Annotated in this window: 15 protein-coding genes; 9 read left to right on the top strand and 6 right to left on the bottom strand. The window is 68.9% G+C overall.

Translation table 11 applies throughout. The features are described from left to right. Positions 1–65 precede the first annotated feature (65 nt). From PV682_RS04505 to PV682_RS04495, 3 genes are all read left to right on the top strand, one after another. On the top strand, positions 66–2,276 hold the full coding sequence (locus PV682_RS04505; RefSeq protein WP_319724249.1) for an MMPL family transporter: 2,211 nt from the start codon (positions 66–68) through the stop codon (positions 2,274–2,276). 104 nt (positions 2,277–2,380) lie between these two features. Continuing rightward, positions 2,381–3,694 (top strand): sensor histidine kinase, encoded by a 1,314-nt coding sequence (locus PV682_RS04500; RefSeq protein WP_319724247.1) that lies wholly within the window; start codon positions 2,381–2,383, stop codon positions 3,692–3,694. After that, positions 3,691–4,347 carry a response regulator transcription factor gene (locus PV682_RS04495; protein WP_319724245.1) on the top strand — a complete coding sequence of 219 codons (657 nt, stop codon included), beginning with the start codon at positions 3,691–3,693 and terminating at the stop codon, positions 4,345–4,347. Before PV682_RS04500 ends, PV682_RS04495 begins: the two co-directional genes overlap by 4 nt. A gap of 14 nt (positions 4,348–4,361) precedes the next feature. Here PV682_RS04495 and PV682_RS04490 read toward each other — a convergent pair whose 3' ends face one another. Beyond that, positions 4,362–4,856, bottom strand: a complete 495-nt coding sequence (locus PV682_RS04490) for a PaaI family thioesterase (protein ID WP_319724243.1) — start codon at positions 4,854–4,856, stop codon at positions 4,362–4,364. 67 nt (positions 4,857–4,923) lie between these two features. Here PV682_RS04490 and PV682_RS04485 point away from each other — a divergent pair, with 67 nt between their 5' ends. Then, positions 4,924–5,388 carry a winged helix-turn-helix transcriptional regulator gene (locus PV682_RS04485; protein WP_319724241.1) on the top strand — a complete coding sequence of 155 codons (465 nt, stop codon included), beginning with the start codon at positions 4,924–4,926 and terminating at the stop codon, positions 5,386–5,388. Here the strand turns inward: PV682_RS04485 and PV682_RS04480 are convergent. Continuing rightward, complete coding sequence (locus tag PV682_RS04480) at positions 5,385–5,948, bottom strand: TetR/AcrR family transcriptional regulator (protein WP_319724239.1); 564 nt, start codon at positions 5,946–5,948, stop codon at positions 5,385–5,387. The genes PV682_RS04485 and PV682_RS04480 overlap by 4 nt on opposite strands. 134 nt (positions 5,949–6,082) lie before the next feature. Further along, positions 6,083–6,784 (bottom strand): SDR family oxidoreductase, encoded by a 702-nt coding sequence (locus tag PV682_RS04475; RefSeq protein ID WP_319724237.1) that lies wholly within the window; start codon positions 6,782–6,784, stop codon positions 6,083–6,085. Between the two features lie 174 nt (positions 6,785–6,958). On the opposite strand from PV682_RS04475, the gene PV682_RS04470 reads away from it, so the two are divergent. Beyond that, complete coding sequence (locus PV682_RS04470; protein ID WP_319724235.1) at positions 6,959–8,449, top strand: family 43 glycosylhydrolase; 1,491 nt, start codon at positions 6,959–6,961, stop codon at positions 8,447–8,449. 18 nt (positions 8,450–8,467) lie between these two features. Next, on the top strand, positions 8,468–9,916 hold the full coding sequence (locus tag PV682_RS04465) for a family 43 glycosylhydrolase (protein ID WP_407705595.1): 1,449 nt from the start codon (positions 8,468–8,470) through the stop codon (positions 9,914–9,916). A 4-nt stretch (positions 9,917–9,920) separates the two neighbouring features. Here PV682_RS04465 and PV682_RS04460 read toward each other — a convergent pair whose 3' ends face one another. Then, a complete protein-coding gene (locus PV682_RS04460) occupies positions 9,921–10,958 on the bottom strand; it encodes a DUF2278 family protein (RefSeq protein WP_319724233.1) in 1,038 nt (345 codons plus the stop codon). 115 nt (positions 10,959–11,073) lie between these two features. Here PV682_RS04460 and PV682_RS04455 point away from each other — a divergent pair, with 115 nt between their 5' ends. Genes PV682_RS04455 through PV682_RS04445 form a run of 3 tightly spaced genes read left to right on the top strand, consistent with a single transcriptional unit; the run spans position 11,074 to position 12,666 of the window. Beyond that, positions 11,074–11,517 carry an SRPBCC family protein gene (locus tag PV682_RS04455; protein WP_319724231.1) on the top strand — a complete coding sequence of 148 codons (444 nt, stop codon included), beginning with the start codon at positions 11,074–11,076 and terminating at the stop codon, positions 11,515–11,517. A 2-nt stretch (positions 11,518–11,519) separates the two neighbouring features. Continuing rightward, entirely contained in the window at positions 11,520–12,101 is a 582-nt protein-coding gene (locus tag PV682_RS04450) for a class I SAM-dependent methyltransferase (protein ID WP_319724229.1), read from the top strand. A 10-nt stretch (positions 12,102–12,111) separates the two neighbouring features. Then, positions 12,112–12,666: a GNAT family N-acetyltransferase gene (locus tag PV682_RS04445; protein WP_319724227.1), complete on the top strand. Its 555-nt coding sequence runs from the start codon at positions 12,112–12,114 to the stop codon at positions 12,664–12,666. Between the two features lie 20 nt (positions 12,667–12,686). Here the strand turns inward: PV682_RS04445 and PV682_RS04440 are convergent, their stop codons facing one another. Continuing rightward, complete coding sequence (locus tag PV682_RS04440) at positions 12,687–13,406, bottom strand: 5-formyltetrahydrofolate cyclo-ligase (protein ID WP_319724225.1); 720 nt, start codon at positions 13,404–13,406, stop codon at positions 12,687–12,689. Between the two features lie 13 nt (positions 13,407–13,419). After that, the gene (locus PV682_RS04435; RefSeq protein WP_319724223.1) at positions 13,420–14,688 is read right to left on the bottom strand and encodes a transcriptional regulator; all 1,269 of its coding nucleotides are present in this window, start codon (positions 14,686–14,688) and stop codon (positions 13,420–13,422) included. Positions 14,689–15,008: the final 320 nt, after the last annotated feature.

Here is a 15,008-nt window from a genome sequence, read left to right as displayed (position 1 = left end):
TCCTAGCGTGTTCTCCCAGGCCGGAACCCCGGCCCGACCGTCCCTCTCCTGCTGGGAGTACTCCCGTGGCCACCTTCCTCTACCGTCTGGGCCGGCTGGCGTTCCGGCGCCGACGGCTGTTCCTGATGGCGTGGATCGTCGTCCTCGCCGCGGTCGGCATAGGCGCGGCGAGCTCCTCCGGCACGACGACGGACGACTTCACGCTCCCGGGCACCCAGTCGCAGTCGGCGATCGACCTGCTCGGCAAGGAGTTCCCGCAGGCGTCCGCGTCGGGCGCGACCGCGCGGGTCGTCTTCGAGGCGCCGCCCGGCCACAAGCTCACCGAACCGGCGAACAGGGCCGAGATCACCGCCCTCACCGCCGAGCTGAAGAAGGCCCCGCAGGTCGCGAGCGTGACGGAACCGTTCGCCTCGGGCCTGGTCGGCAAGGACGGCACGATCGCGTACGCGCAGGTGACGTACCGGGTCGCGAAGGCCGACATGACGGACGCGGCCTCGGACGCGCTGCACGACGTGGCCGCGGCCGGCGAGAAGGCGGGCCTGACGGTGAGCCTCGGCGGGACCGCCGTACAGGAGAAGTCCGGTGGCAGCGCGGCCGAGTTGATCGGGCTCGCGGTGGCGGCCGTGGCGCTGGTCATCACGTTCGGTTCGCTGCTCGCGGCCGGACTCCCTTTGCTGACGGCCCTGTTCGGGGTCGGCGTGGCGATCCTGTGCATCACACTGGCGACGTCGTTCGTGGACATGGCGTCGGCGTCGACGACGCTCGCGCTGATGCTGGGCCTGGCGGTCGCGATCGACTACGCGCTGTTCATCGTCTCCCGGTACCGCGGCGAGATCCGGGAGGGGCACGAGCCGCAGGAGGCGGCCGGGCGGGCGCTGGGCACGGCGGGTTCGGCGGTCGTCTTCGCGGGTCTGACGGTGATCATCGCGCTGGCCGGGCTGAGCGTGATCGGCATCAAGATGCTGACCAGCATGGGTCTCGCCGCCGCGTTCGCGGTCGCCGTCGCCGTGGTGATCGCGCTGACGCTGCTGCCCGCGGTGCTGGGCTTCGCCGGGACGCGGATCATGCGGGGGAAGCTGACGAGCGAGCGGCACCGGGCCGAGGAGCGCGGCGAGCGCGAGGCGATGGGCGTGCGCTGGGGCCGGTTCGTGACCCGCAACCCGGTGAAGATGCTGGTCGTGTCGGTGCTCGGGCTCGGTGTGCTGGCCCTCCCGGCGGCGGATCTGCGCCTCACGCTGCCCGACGACAGCATGGCCTCGCCGGGCTCCACGCAGCGGATCGCGTACGACACGCTCAGCGAGGGGTTCGGTCCCGGTTTCAACGGTCCGCTGACCGTCGTCGTGGACGCCCGGGAGAGCGAGGACCCGAAGAAAGCGGCAGTAAACGCTTACGACATGCTCAAGGGTCTCGGTGACCTCGCCTCCGTACGGCCCGCCGTCTTCAACCAGGCCGGGGACGTCGCCCTGATCGGCGCGGTCCCGAAGTCCTCGCCGACCAGCGAGAGGACGAAGGACCTGGTGGGTGAGATCCGGGACCACAGCGCCGAGTTGGAGAAGGAGACCGGCGCGGAGCTCATGGTGACCGGCACGACGGCGGTGAACATCGACGTGTCGCAGAAGCTGGGCGACGCGATGATCCCGTACCTCGCGATCGTCGTCGGCCTCGCGCTGATCCTGTTGCTGCTGGTGTTCCGCTCGATCCTGGTCCCGCTGAAGGCCGCCGCGGGCTTCCTGCTCAGCGTCGCCGCCACGCTCGGTGTGCTGGTCGCCGTCTTCCAGTGGGGCTGGCTGAAGGACCTGTTCGGCATCGACCAGACCGCGCCGATCGTGAGCGTCCTGCCGATCCTGCTGATCGGCGTGGTGTTCGGGCTCGCGATGGACTACGAGGTGTTCCTCGTGACCCGGATGCGGGAGGAGTACGTGCACGGCGCGGAGCCGGTGGAGGCGGTCGTCTCCGGGTTCCGGCACGGGGCGCGGGTGGTCACGGCCGCCGCGGTCATCATGATCTCCGTCTTCGCCGGGTTCCTGCTCGACGATGTCGCGCTGGTGAAGTCGATCGGCCTCGGCCTCGCCTCCGCCGTCCTCTTCGACGCGTTCGTCGTCCGCATGACGATCGTCCCGGCCGTCATGGCCCTGGTCGGGCGCCGCGCCTGGGCGCTGCCGGCGTGGCTCGACCGGGTCATGCCGGACGTGGACGTCGAGGGGGAGAAACTCCGGAAAACGCTTGCGGAAAAGGACGCCTCCCCGACCGAGCCGGTGCCCGTACGGCAGGCCTGACCAGGTACGGAACACTCGGCGCCGTATGGTCGTACGGCACCGGAGGCCCGCCCGCCGGTCCCCCTCCCGGCGGGCGGTCCGCCATGATCCCGAAGGGCGCCCCCTTGACCGTACGGCCCAGCCTCCGCGAACAGCCCCGGCTGCCCGAGTCGCTCGGTGACGACCCCGACGACAGGGTGATCATCTCGATCGTCAACCGGCTCGGCGGCTGGCGGCTCGCGGACCGGGCGCACCCCTGGGCGCGCAGGGCCGGGGTGCCGGTGCTGTGCGTGCTGCTGGGCGTGCCGTCGCTGCTGAACCCGGCGAACCACGCGAAGGTGTGGCTGCACCTGCTGCTGATGGCGGCGTTCGCGGTGCCGCTGCTGTGGCGGGAGCGGCGGCCGGGGACGGTGTTCGCGGTGACGACCGCGGTGTCGGTGATCGCCCAGTTCCTCGTGGTGTTCAACGGCGCGGACGCGGCGCGCGCGGTCGCCCTCTACAGCGTCGGACGGCACGGTACGCCACGGCAGTTGGCCCTCGCGGTGGCCGTGACGATGGTCCAACTCGTCAGCTGGTCCGCCGTGTTCTGGAACGCGGGCCAGCTCCAGCACGCCACCCGGCCCGAGGTGGTGACGGTGCTGGCGATGGCGGCCATGGCCGCGTTCGCGGGGCTCGGGCTCGCCGGGCGGCTGGTGAACACGGTGATCAGGGCGCTGGAGAAGGACCGCGACCAGCAGGCGCTGCTCGCCGCCGCGCAGGAACGGGCGCGGGTGGCACGGGAGATGCACGACATCCTCGGCCACACCCTCGCCGTGATCGTCGGCCTCGCCGACGGGGCCGCCGCGCTCGCCGCGACCAAGCCGGAGCGGGGCGCGCAGACCCTCGGCATCATCGCGGACAGCGGCCGGGACGCGCTCGGTGAGCTGCGGCGGCTGCTCGCCGTCATCGACGCGGGCGACGCGCCGCGCGGCGAGGCACCGCTCGCGCCGCAGCCCGGAGCGGGCGACCTCTCCGGCCTGCTGGAGCGGGTACGGGCCGCCGGGCCCGCCGCGCGGCTGCGTACCGAGGGTCGACTGGACGCGCTGTCACCGGGGTTGCAGCTCGCCGTGTACCGCATCGTGCAGGAGGCCCTCACCAACACGCTCAAGCACGCCGCCCCCGATACGACCGTCCAGGTCGCCGTCACGGCCGACGAACACGACGTCCTGATCTCCGTCGAGGACACCGGGCCCTTCATCGGGGCGCCTTCGCGCGGGGGCAAGGGGCTCGTCGGGATGCGGGAACGCGCCGCGCTCTACCAGGGCGAGGTCACGTCGGGGCCCAACTCCCTCGGCGGCTGGACCGTCACGGCCCGGCTCGCCTCCACCGCCCACCCGGACCGCCCCGCGGCGCCCGGCCGCTCAGCCCACTCGGACCCTTCGGAGAAACGTCACCCATGACCACCGTGCTCATCGTCGACGACCAGGCTCTCCAACGCCTCGGTTTCCGCATGCTGTTGGAGGCGCAGCCCGATCTCACCGTCGCCGGTGAGGCGTCCGGCGGCAGCGAGGCCGTGCGGCTCACCGCCGAACTGCGGCCCGACGTCGTCCTGATGGACGTCCGCATGCCCGGCATGGACGGCATCGAGGCGACCCGCCGGATCGTCGAATCCGGGGGCCGCTCCCGGGTGTTGGTGCTGACGACCTTCGACCTCGACGAGTACGCGTACGACGCGCTGCGCGCCGGGGCCAGCGGCTTCTTCCTCAAGGACGCGCGGCCCGAGGAGCTGGTCGTCGGGATCCGTGCCGTCGCCGCCGGGGACTCCGTCATCTCCCCCGGTCTGACACGGAAGTTGATCGACGCGTTCACCACACGGATGCCGGGGCGGGGCGGCGCGCAGGACCAGCCGCTCGCCGAACTCACCGAGCGGGAACGGGAGGTGCTGATCGCGGTGGCCTCCGGGTGGACCAACGGGGAGATCGCGGAGCGGTTCCATCTCGCCGAGTCGACCGTCAAGTCGCATGTCAGCCGGGTGATGGCGAAGATCGGGGCGCGGGACCGGGTCCAGGCGGTGATCTTCGCGTACGACGCGGGGCTGGTGCGGCCGGCGTGAGTTTCTGAGAGCGGTTACTGCCCGGTTACCGGGAAGATCAGGCAGCTGCTCGTCGCGTGTGCGAGGGCGCGGTCCGCTTCGTCGAGGAGGACCGCCTGGGCCAGGGCCGTCGTGCGGCCGGAGTGCAGGACCGTGCCGACCGCCCGGACCCGGCCCGTGTCCTTCGTGATCCGGCGCAGGAACTTCACCGTGAGGTCCAGCGAGGTGTATCCCGTCTCCGGCGGCAGCACCGACTGCACGGCGCAGCCCGCCGCCGAGTCCAGCAGCGTCGCGTACACGCCGCCGTGCACACTGCCGATCGGGTTGTAGTGGTCCTCGCGCGGGACGATCGAGAACACGACCCGCCCCTTCTCCACCTCGTCCAGCGTGAAGTCCAGGGTCGCCGCTATCGGGGCCGCGGGGAGGTTCCCCGCCTGTATCTCCCGGAGGAAGTCGAGGCCGCCGGCCTTCCCCACGGCTGCCGCCGTGACCGCCGGGTCTCCCCACTCGTACGTTCTGCTGCGTGCCATGACCTCGACGGTAACCAAGCGCTTAGCTGGCTGTCAACGACGAAGTCAGGTGGGTAGGGTGGGTGGTATGGAGTGGCTCGACGTGGACACCGGCCTGTGTCCGGTACAGCGGACTTTGGACGTCGTCGGAGAGAAATGGACCTTCCTCATCCTGCGCGACGCGATGAACGGCGTACGCCGCTTCGAGGAATTCCGGCGGCACCTGGGAGTTTCCGAAGCGGTGCTGAGCGGGCGGCTGCGGAAACTGGTCGACGCCGGAATCCTGCGGACCGAGGCGTACCGGGAACCGGGTACGCGGGAGCGGTTCGAATACCGGCTGACCCGGAAAGGGTGGGACCTGTGGCCGGTCCTGGTCGCCCTCCGGCAATGGGGGGATTCCTATGCCGGGGTGGAAGAGGGGCCGGTGCTGGACCTGCGGCACAAGGACTGCGGCGGGGAGGCCCGGGTGGTCGTGGAGTGCGCTGACGGCCACGGCGCGTTGACGCCGAGGGATGTCGTCGCCGAGCCGGGGCCGGGTGCCCGGGTGCGCTAGAGGCCGCCCGCGTCCAGCAGGGCACCGACCAGCGGCTGGAGCAGGCCCTTCAGGTCGTCCACCCCGATTCCCGCCCTCGCGCTCGCGCCGTCGAAAACCAGGACCAGTTGGCGGGAAAGCAGATCGGGGTCACCGGCCCCGCCCTTTTCCGCCTCCGCCTGGAAGAATTCCCGCAGGTTCTCCTTCACCCGGTACGCCACCTTGCTCGCCGGGTGTTCCGGGGATTTCAGTTCCACCTGGACCGCCAGGAAAGGGCACCCCCGGTAGTCCGGGCCGAGCGCCTGGCTCGCCACCTGGGTGAAGACGTGGAGGATGCGGTCCCTCGGGGTGCCGTCCGGCCCCTCCGGGAGGAGGTACGCCGCGTACTGCGCCGCCCTCGACTCCAGGCTCGCCGCCAGCAACTCGTCCTTGCTCGCGAAGAGTTGGTACATGGAGCGTTTGGACACGCCCGCCGCCTTGCACAGGGCCTCCACGCCGATGCCGACGCCCTCGCGGTAGGAGAGGTCGGCGGCGGCGGTGACGAGGCGGGCTCGGGTATCGGGCTTGTCCGGGGTGGTCATGGTGAAAGGTTAATCCGGTGCGGACCCTTCGTGCCGTAGAGGCTGCTCACGCCGAAGCCGAAGGCCGGCGCCGCGTCACCCTGGGCGATGAGGGGCCGGCGCGGGACGCGGTGCCGGGCTCACGCCGGGGTCGGTCACAGCCCGAACGGGGCGTACATGTCGGCGATCTCACCGGCGAGCGCGGCCTTGGCCCAGCGGCTGGTGTCGTCGGCGAGGACCTCGTGCGCGTCGGTCTCGACACCGTCGAGCGCGGCGGCGGCGATGGCGTGCGGGGTGGCCTTGGGGGCGTCGAGTCCGGCGGTCATGTCGGTGTCGACGTACCCCATGTGCAGGCCGGTGACGCGGATGCCGCGTGGATTCAGGGCGAGGCGGAGGCTGTTGGTCTGGGACCAGGCGGCGGCCTTGGAGGCGCTGTAGGTGGTGCCCTCGGCGAGCCAGGACAGGACCGAGTGGACGTTCAGGACGTGGCCGCCGCCGTTGGCCTCGATGACCGGCACGAAGGCGCGGGCCATGTGCAGCGGGCCGTAGAAGTTGACCTCGAACTCGCGGTGTATGTCCTCCAGCCGGCCGTCCAGTACGCCCGCTCCGGCCGAGATGCCCGCGTTGTTGACGAGGACGGTGACGTCGGTGGCGACCGCGGCGGCGGCTGCGACCGAGACCGGGTCGGTGACGTCGAGGGCGAGGGGGGCGGCGTCGGGGTGGGTGACGGTGCGCGGGTCGCGGGCGGCGGCGTAGACCTTGCGCGCGCCTCGGGCGTACGCCTCTTCGACCAGGGCTTTTCCGATGCCGCGGTTGCCTCCGGTGACGAGGACGACGGCGTTCTTCAGGGTGGTCACGGGGGCTCCAGGGCAGCAGGGACGGAGAGGAAACCGATCAGTTTTCAATCGATCCCCCCACCATAAACCGATCGTTTTCCACAGTCCAAATCATTGACGCGACCATGTCCCGCCTTTAAGTTCTGGCCGAAGTTACGAACTGCGTTCGAAATTACGGACAAGGGACGGTCCTGTATGCCTCGGATGTATCGCGGACGGCGCCTGCTGCTCTGCGTGCTCGCGCTGCTCGGCCTGCTGGCCGGCACCGCGCAGCCGGTGGCCGCCGCCGACGGCCGGCCGTACACCAACCCGCTCAAGTCGGCCAAGGGCGCCGACCCCTGGCTGGAGTACCACGACGGCAACTACTACCTGGTGACCACGACGTTCACCGGCATCCTCGGCATCCGGAAGTCCCCGACCCTCGCGGGCCTCGCGACCGCGCCGAACGTGCAGGTGTGGTCGGACACGACGGCGAGCCGCAACACCAACATCTGGGCGCCCGAGCTGCACTTCCTGAACGGCCGCTGGTACCTGTACTACTCGGCCGGACAGAGCGGCGTCGCCTGCTGCGACTCGCAGCGCACGCACGTCCTGGAGAGCGCCGGGACCGATCCGCTGGGCCCGTACACGTACAAGAACACGCTCACCGGCTCGAACCTCACGCCGGGCGGCTGGCTGATCGACGCGACCGTGCTCCAGGCCGGCGGGAAGCTGTATCTGGTAGGAAGCGGTTTCAGCAACGGGAGTACGCAGAGCCTGGTCATCGCGCCGATGAGCAACCCGTACACGCTGGCGAGCAGGACGTTCAGCGTCATCTCCAGTCCCACGCTGAGCTGGGAGACGTCCGGCGGGGCGGTCAACGAGGGCCCGGAACCGCTGTACCACGACGGGCGTACGTTCCTGACGTACTCGGCGAGCTTCTGCGGCACCGCCGACTACAAGCTCGGCCAACTGGAGCTGACCGGCTCCGACCCGCTGAGCGCCTCCTCGTGGACGAAGAAGCAGACGCCGGTCTTCCAGCGCGGCGACGCCAACGGCGTGTACGGCCCCGGCCACAACGGCTTCTTCACCTCACCGGACGGCACGGAGAGTTGGATCGTCTACCACGCCAACTCCTCGCCGTCCGGCGGCTGCGGCAACGGACGGACCACGCGGGCCCAGAAGTTCACCTGGAACGCCGACGGCACCCCGGACTTCGGCACGCCCGTCGCGCTCGGCACGACGCTCCCCGGCCCGTCCGGCGAGCGCGCGGCCACCCCGACGGCGTACACGCTCGTCAACCGCAACAGCGGCAAGTGCCTGGACGTGAACGGGAGTTCGTCCGCCGACGGGGCGAACGTCCAGCAGTGGACGTGCACCGGAGGCGCGGGCCAGAAGTGGCGGGTCGAGGATCTCGGCGACGACACGAGCCGGCTGGTGAACGTGGCGTCCGGCAAGGTCCTCGACACCGCCGACTGCTCGGCGGCGGACGGCGCCGACCTGCGCCAGTGGTCGTGGCTGAACAACAAGTGCCAGCGGTTCCGGCTGGTGTTCACGGCCTCCAACGACTACGTCCGGCTCGTCAACGAGAACAGCGGCAAGGTCGCGGACGCAGCCGACTGCGGCGCGGCCGACGGGACCGACGTCCGGCAGTGGACGTGGCTGAACAACAACTGCCAGCAGTGGCGCCTCGTGCCCGCTGCCTGACCTGTGCGGAGAACTACCTTGAGACGTAACGCCCTTCGGCTACTGACAGCCGTACTCCTCGCCCTCGCAGGGGTGTCGACCACCGTGACCCCGTCCCAGGCCGCCGTGCCCGACTCGCCCGCCGTGACCTACACGAACCCGATCGCCGAACAGCGGGCCGACCCGCACATCTTCAAACACACCGACGGCTACTACTACTTCACCGCGACCGTGCCCGCCTACGACAAGATCGTGCTGCGCCGCGCGACGACCATCCAGGGCCTCTCGACGGCCCCGGAGACCACCATCTGGACCAAGCACGCGAGCGGCGTGATGGGCGCCCACATCTGGGCGCCGGAGATCCACTTCATCGACGGCAAGTGGTACGTGTACTTCGCGGCCGGCGCCACCAACGACATCTGGGCGATCCGGATGTACGTCCTGGAGGGCACCGGCGCGAACCCGCTGACCGCGACCTGGACCGAGAAGGGCCAGATCAGGACCACGTGGGAGACGTTCTCGCTGGACGCGACCACGTTCGTCGTCGGCGGCGTGCGCTACCTCGCGTGGGCGCAGCGCAACCCCGCCGAGGACAACAACACCAGCCTGTTCATCGCGAGGATGGCCAACCCCTGGACGATCCAGGGGACTCCGGCCGAGCTGTCGGCGCCGACGCTGTCGTGGGAGACCATCGGGTTCAAGGTGAACGAGGGCCCGGCCGTCATCGAGCACGGCGGCAAGGTGTTCATGACGTACTCGGCGAGCGCGACCGACGCGAACTACTGCCTGGGGATGCTGACCGCGTCCGCTTCGGCCGACCTCACCAACCCGGCTTCCTGGACGAAGAGTTCGACGCCGGTGTTCCGCTCGAACGCGGCGACCTCGCAGTACGGTCCCGGCCACAACTCGTTCACGGTCTCCGAGGACGGCAAGTCCGACATCCTCGTCTACCACGACCGCAGCTACAAGGACATCACCGGCGACCCGCTGAACGACCCCAACCGCCGTACCCGCGTGCAGAAGGTGTACTGGAAGGCCGACGGCACCCCCGACTTCGGCGTCCCGGTCGCCGACGGGGTCACCCCGCAGCGCCTGTCCTCGTACAACTTCCCCGACCGGTTCGTCCGCCACTACGACTACCGGGCGCGCATCGAGGCGAACGTGTCGCCCCTCGCCGACTCGCAGTTCAGGATCGTGACCGGGCTCGCGGGCAGCGGGACCGTGTCCCTGGAGTCCGCCAACTTCCCCGGCTACTACCTGCGGAGCAACAGCGCCTCCGAGGTGCGGGTGGAGAAGAACGACGGGACGGCCGCCTTCGCGTCCTCCGCGAGCTTCTACAGCCGCGCCGGGCTCGCGGACCCGGCCGGGGTGTCGTACGAGTCGTACGGCACGCCCGGCCGGTACGTCCGGCACTACGACTACCTGCTGTACGTGCAGGCGTTGAGCACGGCGACGGATCGCGCGGACGCGACGTTCCACCGCCAGTGACGGGCTAGAACACGACGGTCCAGCCTTCCTGGGCCGCCTGCGCCGAGGTGTACGAAACGCCGTGCACCTTCAGGGCCTTGGCGTCCAGGAGGGTGATCTCGCCGCCGTTGTTGGGGAGTTGGGCGCCACCGGCCAGGGGGACCTGGAGGGTGGCGCCCGCTTCGACGGTGCCCGGCGGTACGGGAGTCGTGTTGCCGACGCGGTCCACCAGGCTCCAGCCCGTCAGGTCCACGGGGTCCGGGGAGGCGTTGAGGAGGGTGACCTGTTCCGGTTCGGGGGCCGGGCCGCGCGGGTTGACGAGGGCGGCGACGATCCTGACCGGCTGTGTGCCGGGTTCCGGGCGGGTGCCGTCCGTGTCCTTCAGGGCGTGGCCCGTCACGTCGTCCGTGTGCCAGGCCTGGCTCTGGAAGGCGAGGAAGACGGCGACCCAGCGGTCCTCGCCGGCCTCGCCCGTCTCACCGGCCTCGCCCGGCAGGCGGATCAGGAGGCCGCCGTCCTGCCAGACGCCGTCGTCCTTCTGGAACCGTTTGCTGTTGCCCTGGTTCATGTGGATGTCGTGCACGCCGTTGCCCGGCAGGAAGCCGAACACCTTGTCCCTGACGCCGGTTTCGGGGCCCCAGCGTTCACCGAAGACGTACAGGCGGGCGCCCTCGGTCTCCAGGGCGCGGCGGACGTAGTGGTCCAGCAGGTCGGCGAGGTCGTTGTCCGGGCCGCTCACGTCCGGCGGCAGCGTCCTCATCTTCGCCGGGTCGAACAGGTTGCCCCGGATGAAGTCCAGGTTCGGGCCGCCCGGGCCCGCCGGGAGCTTGGTCCAGCCGCCCGCCAGACCCGCGAGGCGGGCCGTCACCGGGTGCTGGAAATCGTCGTCCACCAGGTACAGCAGCTCCGAAGGGCGTTCCTGGGACAGGACGTTGACGGAGATCCGGTAGTGGGTGCCGGACTCGTCCGCGACGTGGATCTGGTAATGCGGGCTGTCCGTGCCGCCCTCCCTGCGGGTGTCCACCGCCCGGGCGATCAGGACTCCGTACGTCTTCAACGGCATGGGTGATCAACTCCCCCCGTGGGCGGGCGGATTGCCCGCCTCTGCGGTGATGGTAGAGGGATGCCGGGCATGATCACCGGCATACCGGGCCCCCGTTCACCCCTACGATCGCCCCGTGGTCACCTTCTCGCTCGAACGTACGGTCCCCCTTCCGCCGGAGGAGGCCTGGAGCCGGCTCACCGAGTGGCGCCGCCATGGCGACGTCGTCCCCCTCACTCGTGTCACCGTCCTCACGCCCGCGCCCACCGGAGAGGGCACGGTCTTCGTCGCCCGCACCGGCCTCGGGCCCCTCTCCTTCGACGACCGCATGGAGGTCACGGTCTGGCAGCCGCCCTCCGCCGACGGCACTCCCGGCCTGTGCCGCCTGGAGAAACGGGGGCGCGTCGTGCTCGGGTGGGCCGAGATCGAGGTACGGCCCGGGCCCGGCGGACGGGCCCGGGTGGTGTGGCGGGAGGAGTTGCGTACGCGGTTTCTGCCGGGTTTCTGCGACGGGGCGCTGCGGGCGGGGAGCCGGGTGGTGTTCGGGCGGGCGGTCAATCGGCTGCTGCGGGGGGTGTGACCATGCTCGCCCACTGGGAGGGCTGGTTCGCCTCCGGGCGCGGGTTTCGTGACACCGATGCCGACGAGGTGCGGCGGCTTGTGGAAACGGTTGCCGACGTTTCTCCCCGGCGCGCGCTCGACGTCGGCTGCGGGCTCGGCACGTACGCCGCCCGCCTCGCGTCCCTCGGGTGGGACACCCTCGCCGTCGACTGGGCCGAGTCCGCCGTCGCCGCCGTGCGGGACCGGTACGCCGGTCTTCAACCCCGGTTGCGGGTTCAGTGCCTCGACTTCTCCGACTCCGGTGCGGTGCGGCGCTCGCTGCCCCGCCGGGGGTTCGGGCTGGTGACGATGCGGCTCGCCCTCGCGTTTCTGCCGGACAAGGCTGAAGTCGGGGAGCTGGTGCGGGAGTTGCTGGTGCCGGGTGGGGTGTGGCTGGTGACCACCCCTCTCGCCGGGCGGCTGCCTGACGCGCGGCGCGAGATCGGGGTGACCGCGCAGGACGTCGCGGAGTTCACGGAGGGGTGGGGCGAGGGGAGTTGGTACGACCTTGAGGGCGGGCTCCGGTGCTTCGTACTCCGCAACAGCCGTACCGGCGTGCGGTAGCTTGCCCCGCATGCCCGAACTCGGTCCCGTCGCCTGGCCGCCCCCGCCCGTCCGTACGGAACGTCTCCTCCTGCGCGAGTCCGAGGCGCGGGACCGGCCGGCGTTCATCGACCTCTTCTCGTCACCGGAGGTCCGCACCTACCTCGGCGGCCCCCGCCCCCGCGACGAACTCGAACGCACAGTTCCCGAAATCCCTGGCCGCCGCCCCGGCTTCTTCGTCGTCGAACGCGCCGGTTCGATGATCGGCATGGTCACCCTGGACCGCCGCGATCCCGAACGCCCCGGCCATGTCCTCCCCGACGCCTCCGAGGCCGAACTCGGGTACATGTTCCTGCCGTCGGCCTGGGGGCAGGGTTACGCCACCGAGGCCTGCCGGGCGGCCCTGACCTGGTTCACCGCGACACTCCCCGGCGAGCCGGTCGTCCTGTGCACCCAGACGGCCAACACACCCTCGGTCCGCCTCGCCGCGAAGCTGGGGTTCACGGAGGTGGAGAGGTTCGAGGAGTTCGGGGCGGAGCAGTGGTTCGGGGTGTGGACTCCGGTTGCGGCTCCGGCGGGTGACTGAGACAGGGGCGTCGGGGCTGCTCAGCGTTCCCTTTTCGCCAGGGCTGGAATCTCGGCGATCATCTCTGGACTCAGAGAATCCCAGAAGATTCCCTGAGGGCGTTCATGAGGCGGACATTCGATTATTCTGCGCGGTGTGATGATGAGATCCACTCGGAAGTCGTGAGAAGACTCCGGGATTACAGCGTCGATCACCTGTAGTTCATGCACCGTGGTGGCAATGAGGGTGCTTGACCCAATCAATCCGGCCTCTTGCAGAAGAGCGACTTCGACGTCCGCATATCCGGCGCCCTTGCCGAGCCGTGCCCCTTGACGGTTCACAGCCACACTACCGCAGACAATCAGATCGATGGGCGGCATTTCCGCAAGATCCACGAGAGTTGCATGTTGTGCCGCAGTACGCCTTTCCGCCGCCTCGTGCGGAGGAATGGCCAAAGCTTGGGGATCCAAGAAATAGAAAGGCTTCTCGGCGGCAAGCTTGGGAGCGGCCATGTATACACTCTTCCCCTCTCGAAGAGCCACCTCCCTGACCGGCATCTGAGCCCTGTCCGGGACCGCCTTTATTATGCGGGAGGACTTCCATGCCGGATGCTCCGCAAGCAGGACAGCAGCGGCATCCGACCCCAGGAATGCGGGTATTCGTCCGGCCGCGCTGGTCGCTACCGCCCCTTCAGCATCCAGCACCCCCCAGATCTCTTCTCGTATCTGCTGTTTCGCCTTCCGAATTCCGTCAACGCTCATCGGTAACCCCATCTCAATCGACTGCGATCAATCCGAAAAGTCGGTCATTTAGGTTTCGGACATCTGATAGGTCATTCCAGGACTGCAACTCCCTCCCCGCCCTGAAGATCAAATTCAAACCACCTCCGCCACGATTGCACTCAACGACTTCGATTGCCTTATGGAGAGTGCCCGTCGCTTCATCTACGGCGCCCCTTCGAATCTGCGCCAGGGCCAGATTGCCCAGGACAATGGCTTGGGATTTGGATTTTTCCCGCACCTTTTTCGAGGTTTCTGCCAGTAGTGCCTCAGCGCGGGAAGCGTCACCGAGAAAGAGGAAGCAGGAACCCGCGAGGCGGCCAAACTGGCCCGGGGAGATCATTGCAGAGCCAGAGTCACCGACTCCCACCCTCTCGAAAAATTGCTCAGCTTCACGGAGTGACCTTTCACATTCCTTGCGCTGTCGCAGCATGGCGTGCGCCTCCGCTGAATGCAGATAGGCCAATCCACTGAGAACGTTACTCACACCCTTCACCTTTGCCGCGGCTTGCTCGGTCAGCTTGAGTCCGGCGGAGGGGTTCTTGTCTCCGTACAGGGAAATGAAAGCAGTACGAAGCAGAGCCAATCCTTCCGGTACAGGATCTCTTAATTCTTGTGCTGCCGCGACTGCTCGATCAAAGTAAATGCGAGAGTTCGAGTGGTCGGTGCGGCCTGACGCATCCCACACCAACTGCCCCATAAGCATAGAAGTCTCTGCCAGGGCTGCATGCAGGTCTCTGGTAGCGAGATAGGAAGAGCTGCGGCCGTGCCCTTGCGTCAACTTTCCCAGAATTCTTCCAGTCTCCGCGACCAATCCCGCTGACGGCTCGGTCGCGTACCGTGAATCCAGGATCTGAACTTGTTGCCTAAGGGTAGCAATTTCCACTAGATCAAGGTTATCGTCACCTTCGGCAAGAAACGCCTCTGTCGCACCGACAACTGGCAGCGAAGATGTCTTTTCCCATCCTCTTGTGGATACACCTAGCATCTCTCCAGGGATTCCGAATCCGTCACAGATTCGTTCGATCACCTCTTGGCCGCGAATTCCTCGGACCCCTCGGATGACATCGCTCACGCGAGAACTGGTCATCCTGCCGATGGCGGATGCCATGACCGCGTGACTGGAGCCGGTACGCCTGTTGATAAGACGGAAGACCTCTTGGAAGTCACGGGCCGCACAGGCTCTGCGCATGGCGTCGCTGTTGAGCAAGGCGTCGGGAATCGTCAGCGCGTACCCGCTGCGTCGGTTTGAGCGATCGTCCATGGGCACCGCCTGGAGGGCACGGAAGTGATCGTCCTCAGGGTAGCCCGCCGCACCCCGGCGGGGTTCCCCAAAAGGACCAACGGGGTTCCCCGTTCGCGGTTCTCCTGGGCGCCCGACCGCTCAAGGCTTCTGGTGCGACACGAAACACGCGGAGCAGTACGGACCCCCGCGCCGTGCGACCGGCCGGGGGCGTGGCCACCAACCATCCGGAGGTTGACGACGTGCCCAACGGTACAAGTGACAAGCCCGAACAGCCGTCCCCCTGGGAGCCGTTCATCACGCCCGAGATCATCGGGGACTGCGACGACTGCAAGCCGTAC

It is taken from the genome of Streptomyces niveiscabiei, assembly GCF_033794345.1.
Taxonomy (GTDB): domain Bacteria; phylum Actinomycetota; class Actinomycetes; order Streptomycetales; family Streptomycetaceae; genus Streptomyces; species Streptomyces niveiscabiei.
The sequence above is the reverse complement of the archived record's forward strand: the minus strand, read 5'-3'. Positions and strand labels throughout refer to the sequence as shown.

Excerpts from the sequence above, each read along its gene's own strand:
- PV682_RS04485 (WP_319724241.1), top strand. The coding sequence starts at position 4,924 with ATGGAGTGGCTCGACGTGGACACCGGCCTGTGTCCGGTACAGCGGACT.
- PV682_RS04495 (WP_319724245.1), top strand. The coding sequence starts at position 3,691 with ATGACCACCGTGCTCATCGTCGACGACCAGGCTCTCCAACGCCTCGGT.
- PV682_RS04490 (WP_319724243.1), bottom strand. The coding sequence starts at position 4,856 with ATGGCACGCAGCAGAACGTACGAGTGGGGAGACCCGGCGGTCACGGCG.
- PV682_RS04440 (WP_319724225.1), bottom strand. The coding sequence starts at position 13,406 with ATGAGCGTTGACGGAATTCGGAAGGCGAAACAGCAGATACGAGAAGAG.
- PV682_RS04435 (WP_319724223.1), bottom strand. The coding sequence starts at position 14,688 with ATGGACGATCGCTCAAACCGACGCAGCGGGTACGCGCTGACGATTCCC.
- PV682_RS04470 (WP_319724235.1), top strand. The coding sequence starts at position 6,959 with ATGCCTCGGATGTATCGCGGACGGCGCCTGCTGCTCTGCGTGCTCGCG.
- PV682_RS04480 (WP_319724239.1), bottom strand. The coding sequence starts at position 5,948 with ATGACCACCCCGGACAAGCCCGATACCCGAGCCCGCCTCGTCACCGCC.
- PV682_RS04450 (WP_319724229.1), top strand. The coding sequence starts at position 11,520 with ATGCTCGCCCACTGGGAGGGCTGGTTCGCCTCCGGGCGCGGGTTTCGT.
- PV682_RS04445 (WP_319724227.1), top strand. The coding sequence starts at position 12,112 with ATGCCCGAACTCGGTCCCGTCGCCTGGCCGCCCCCGCCCGTCCGTACG.
- PV682_RS04460 (WP_319724233.1), bottom strand. The coding sequence starts at position 10,958 with ATGCCGTTGAAGACGTACGGAGTCCTGATCGCCCGGGCGGTGGACACC.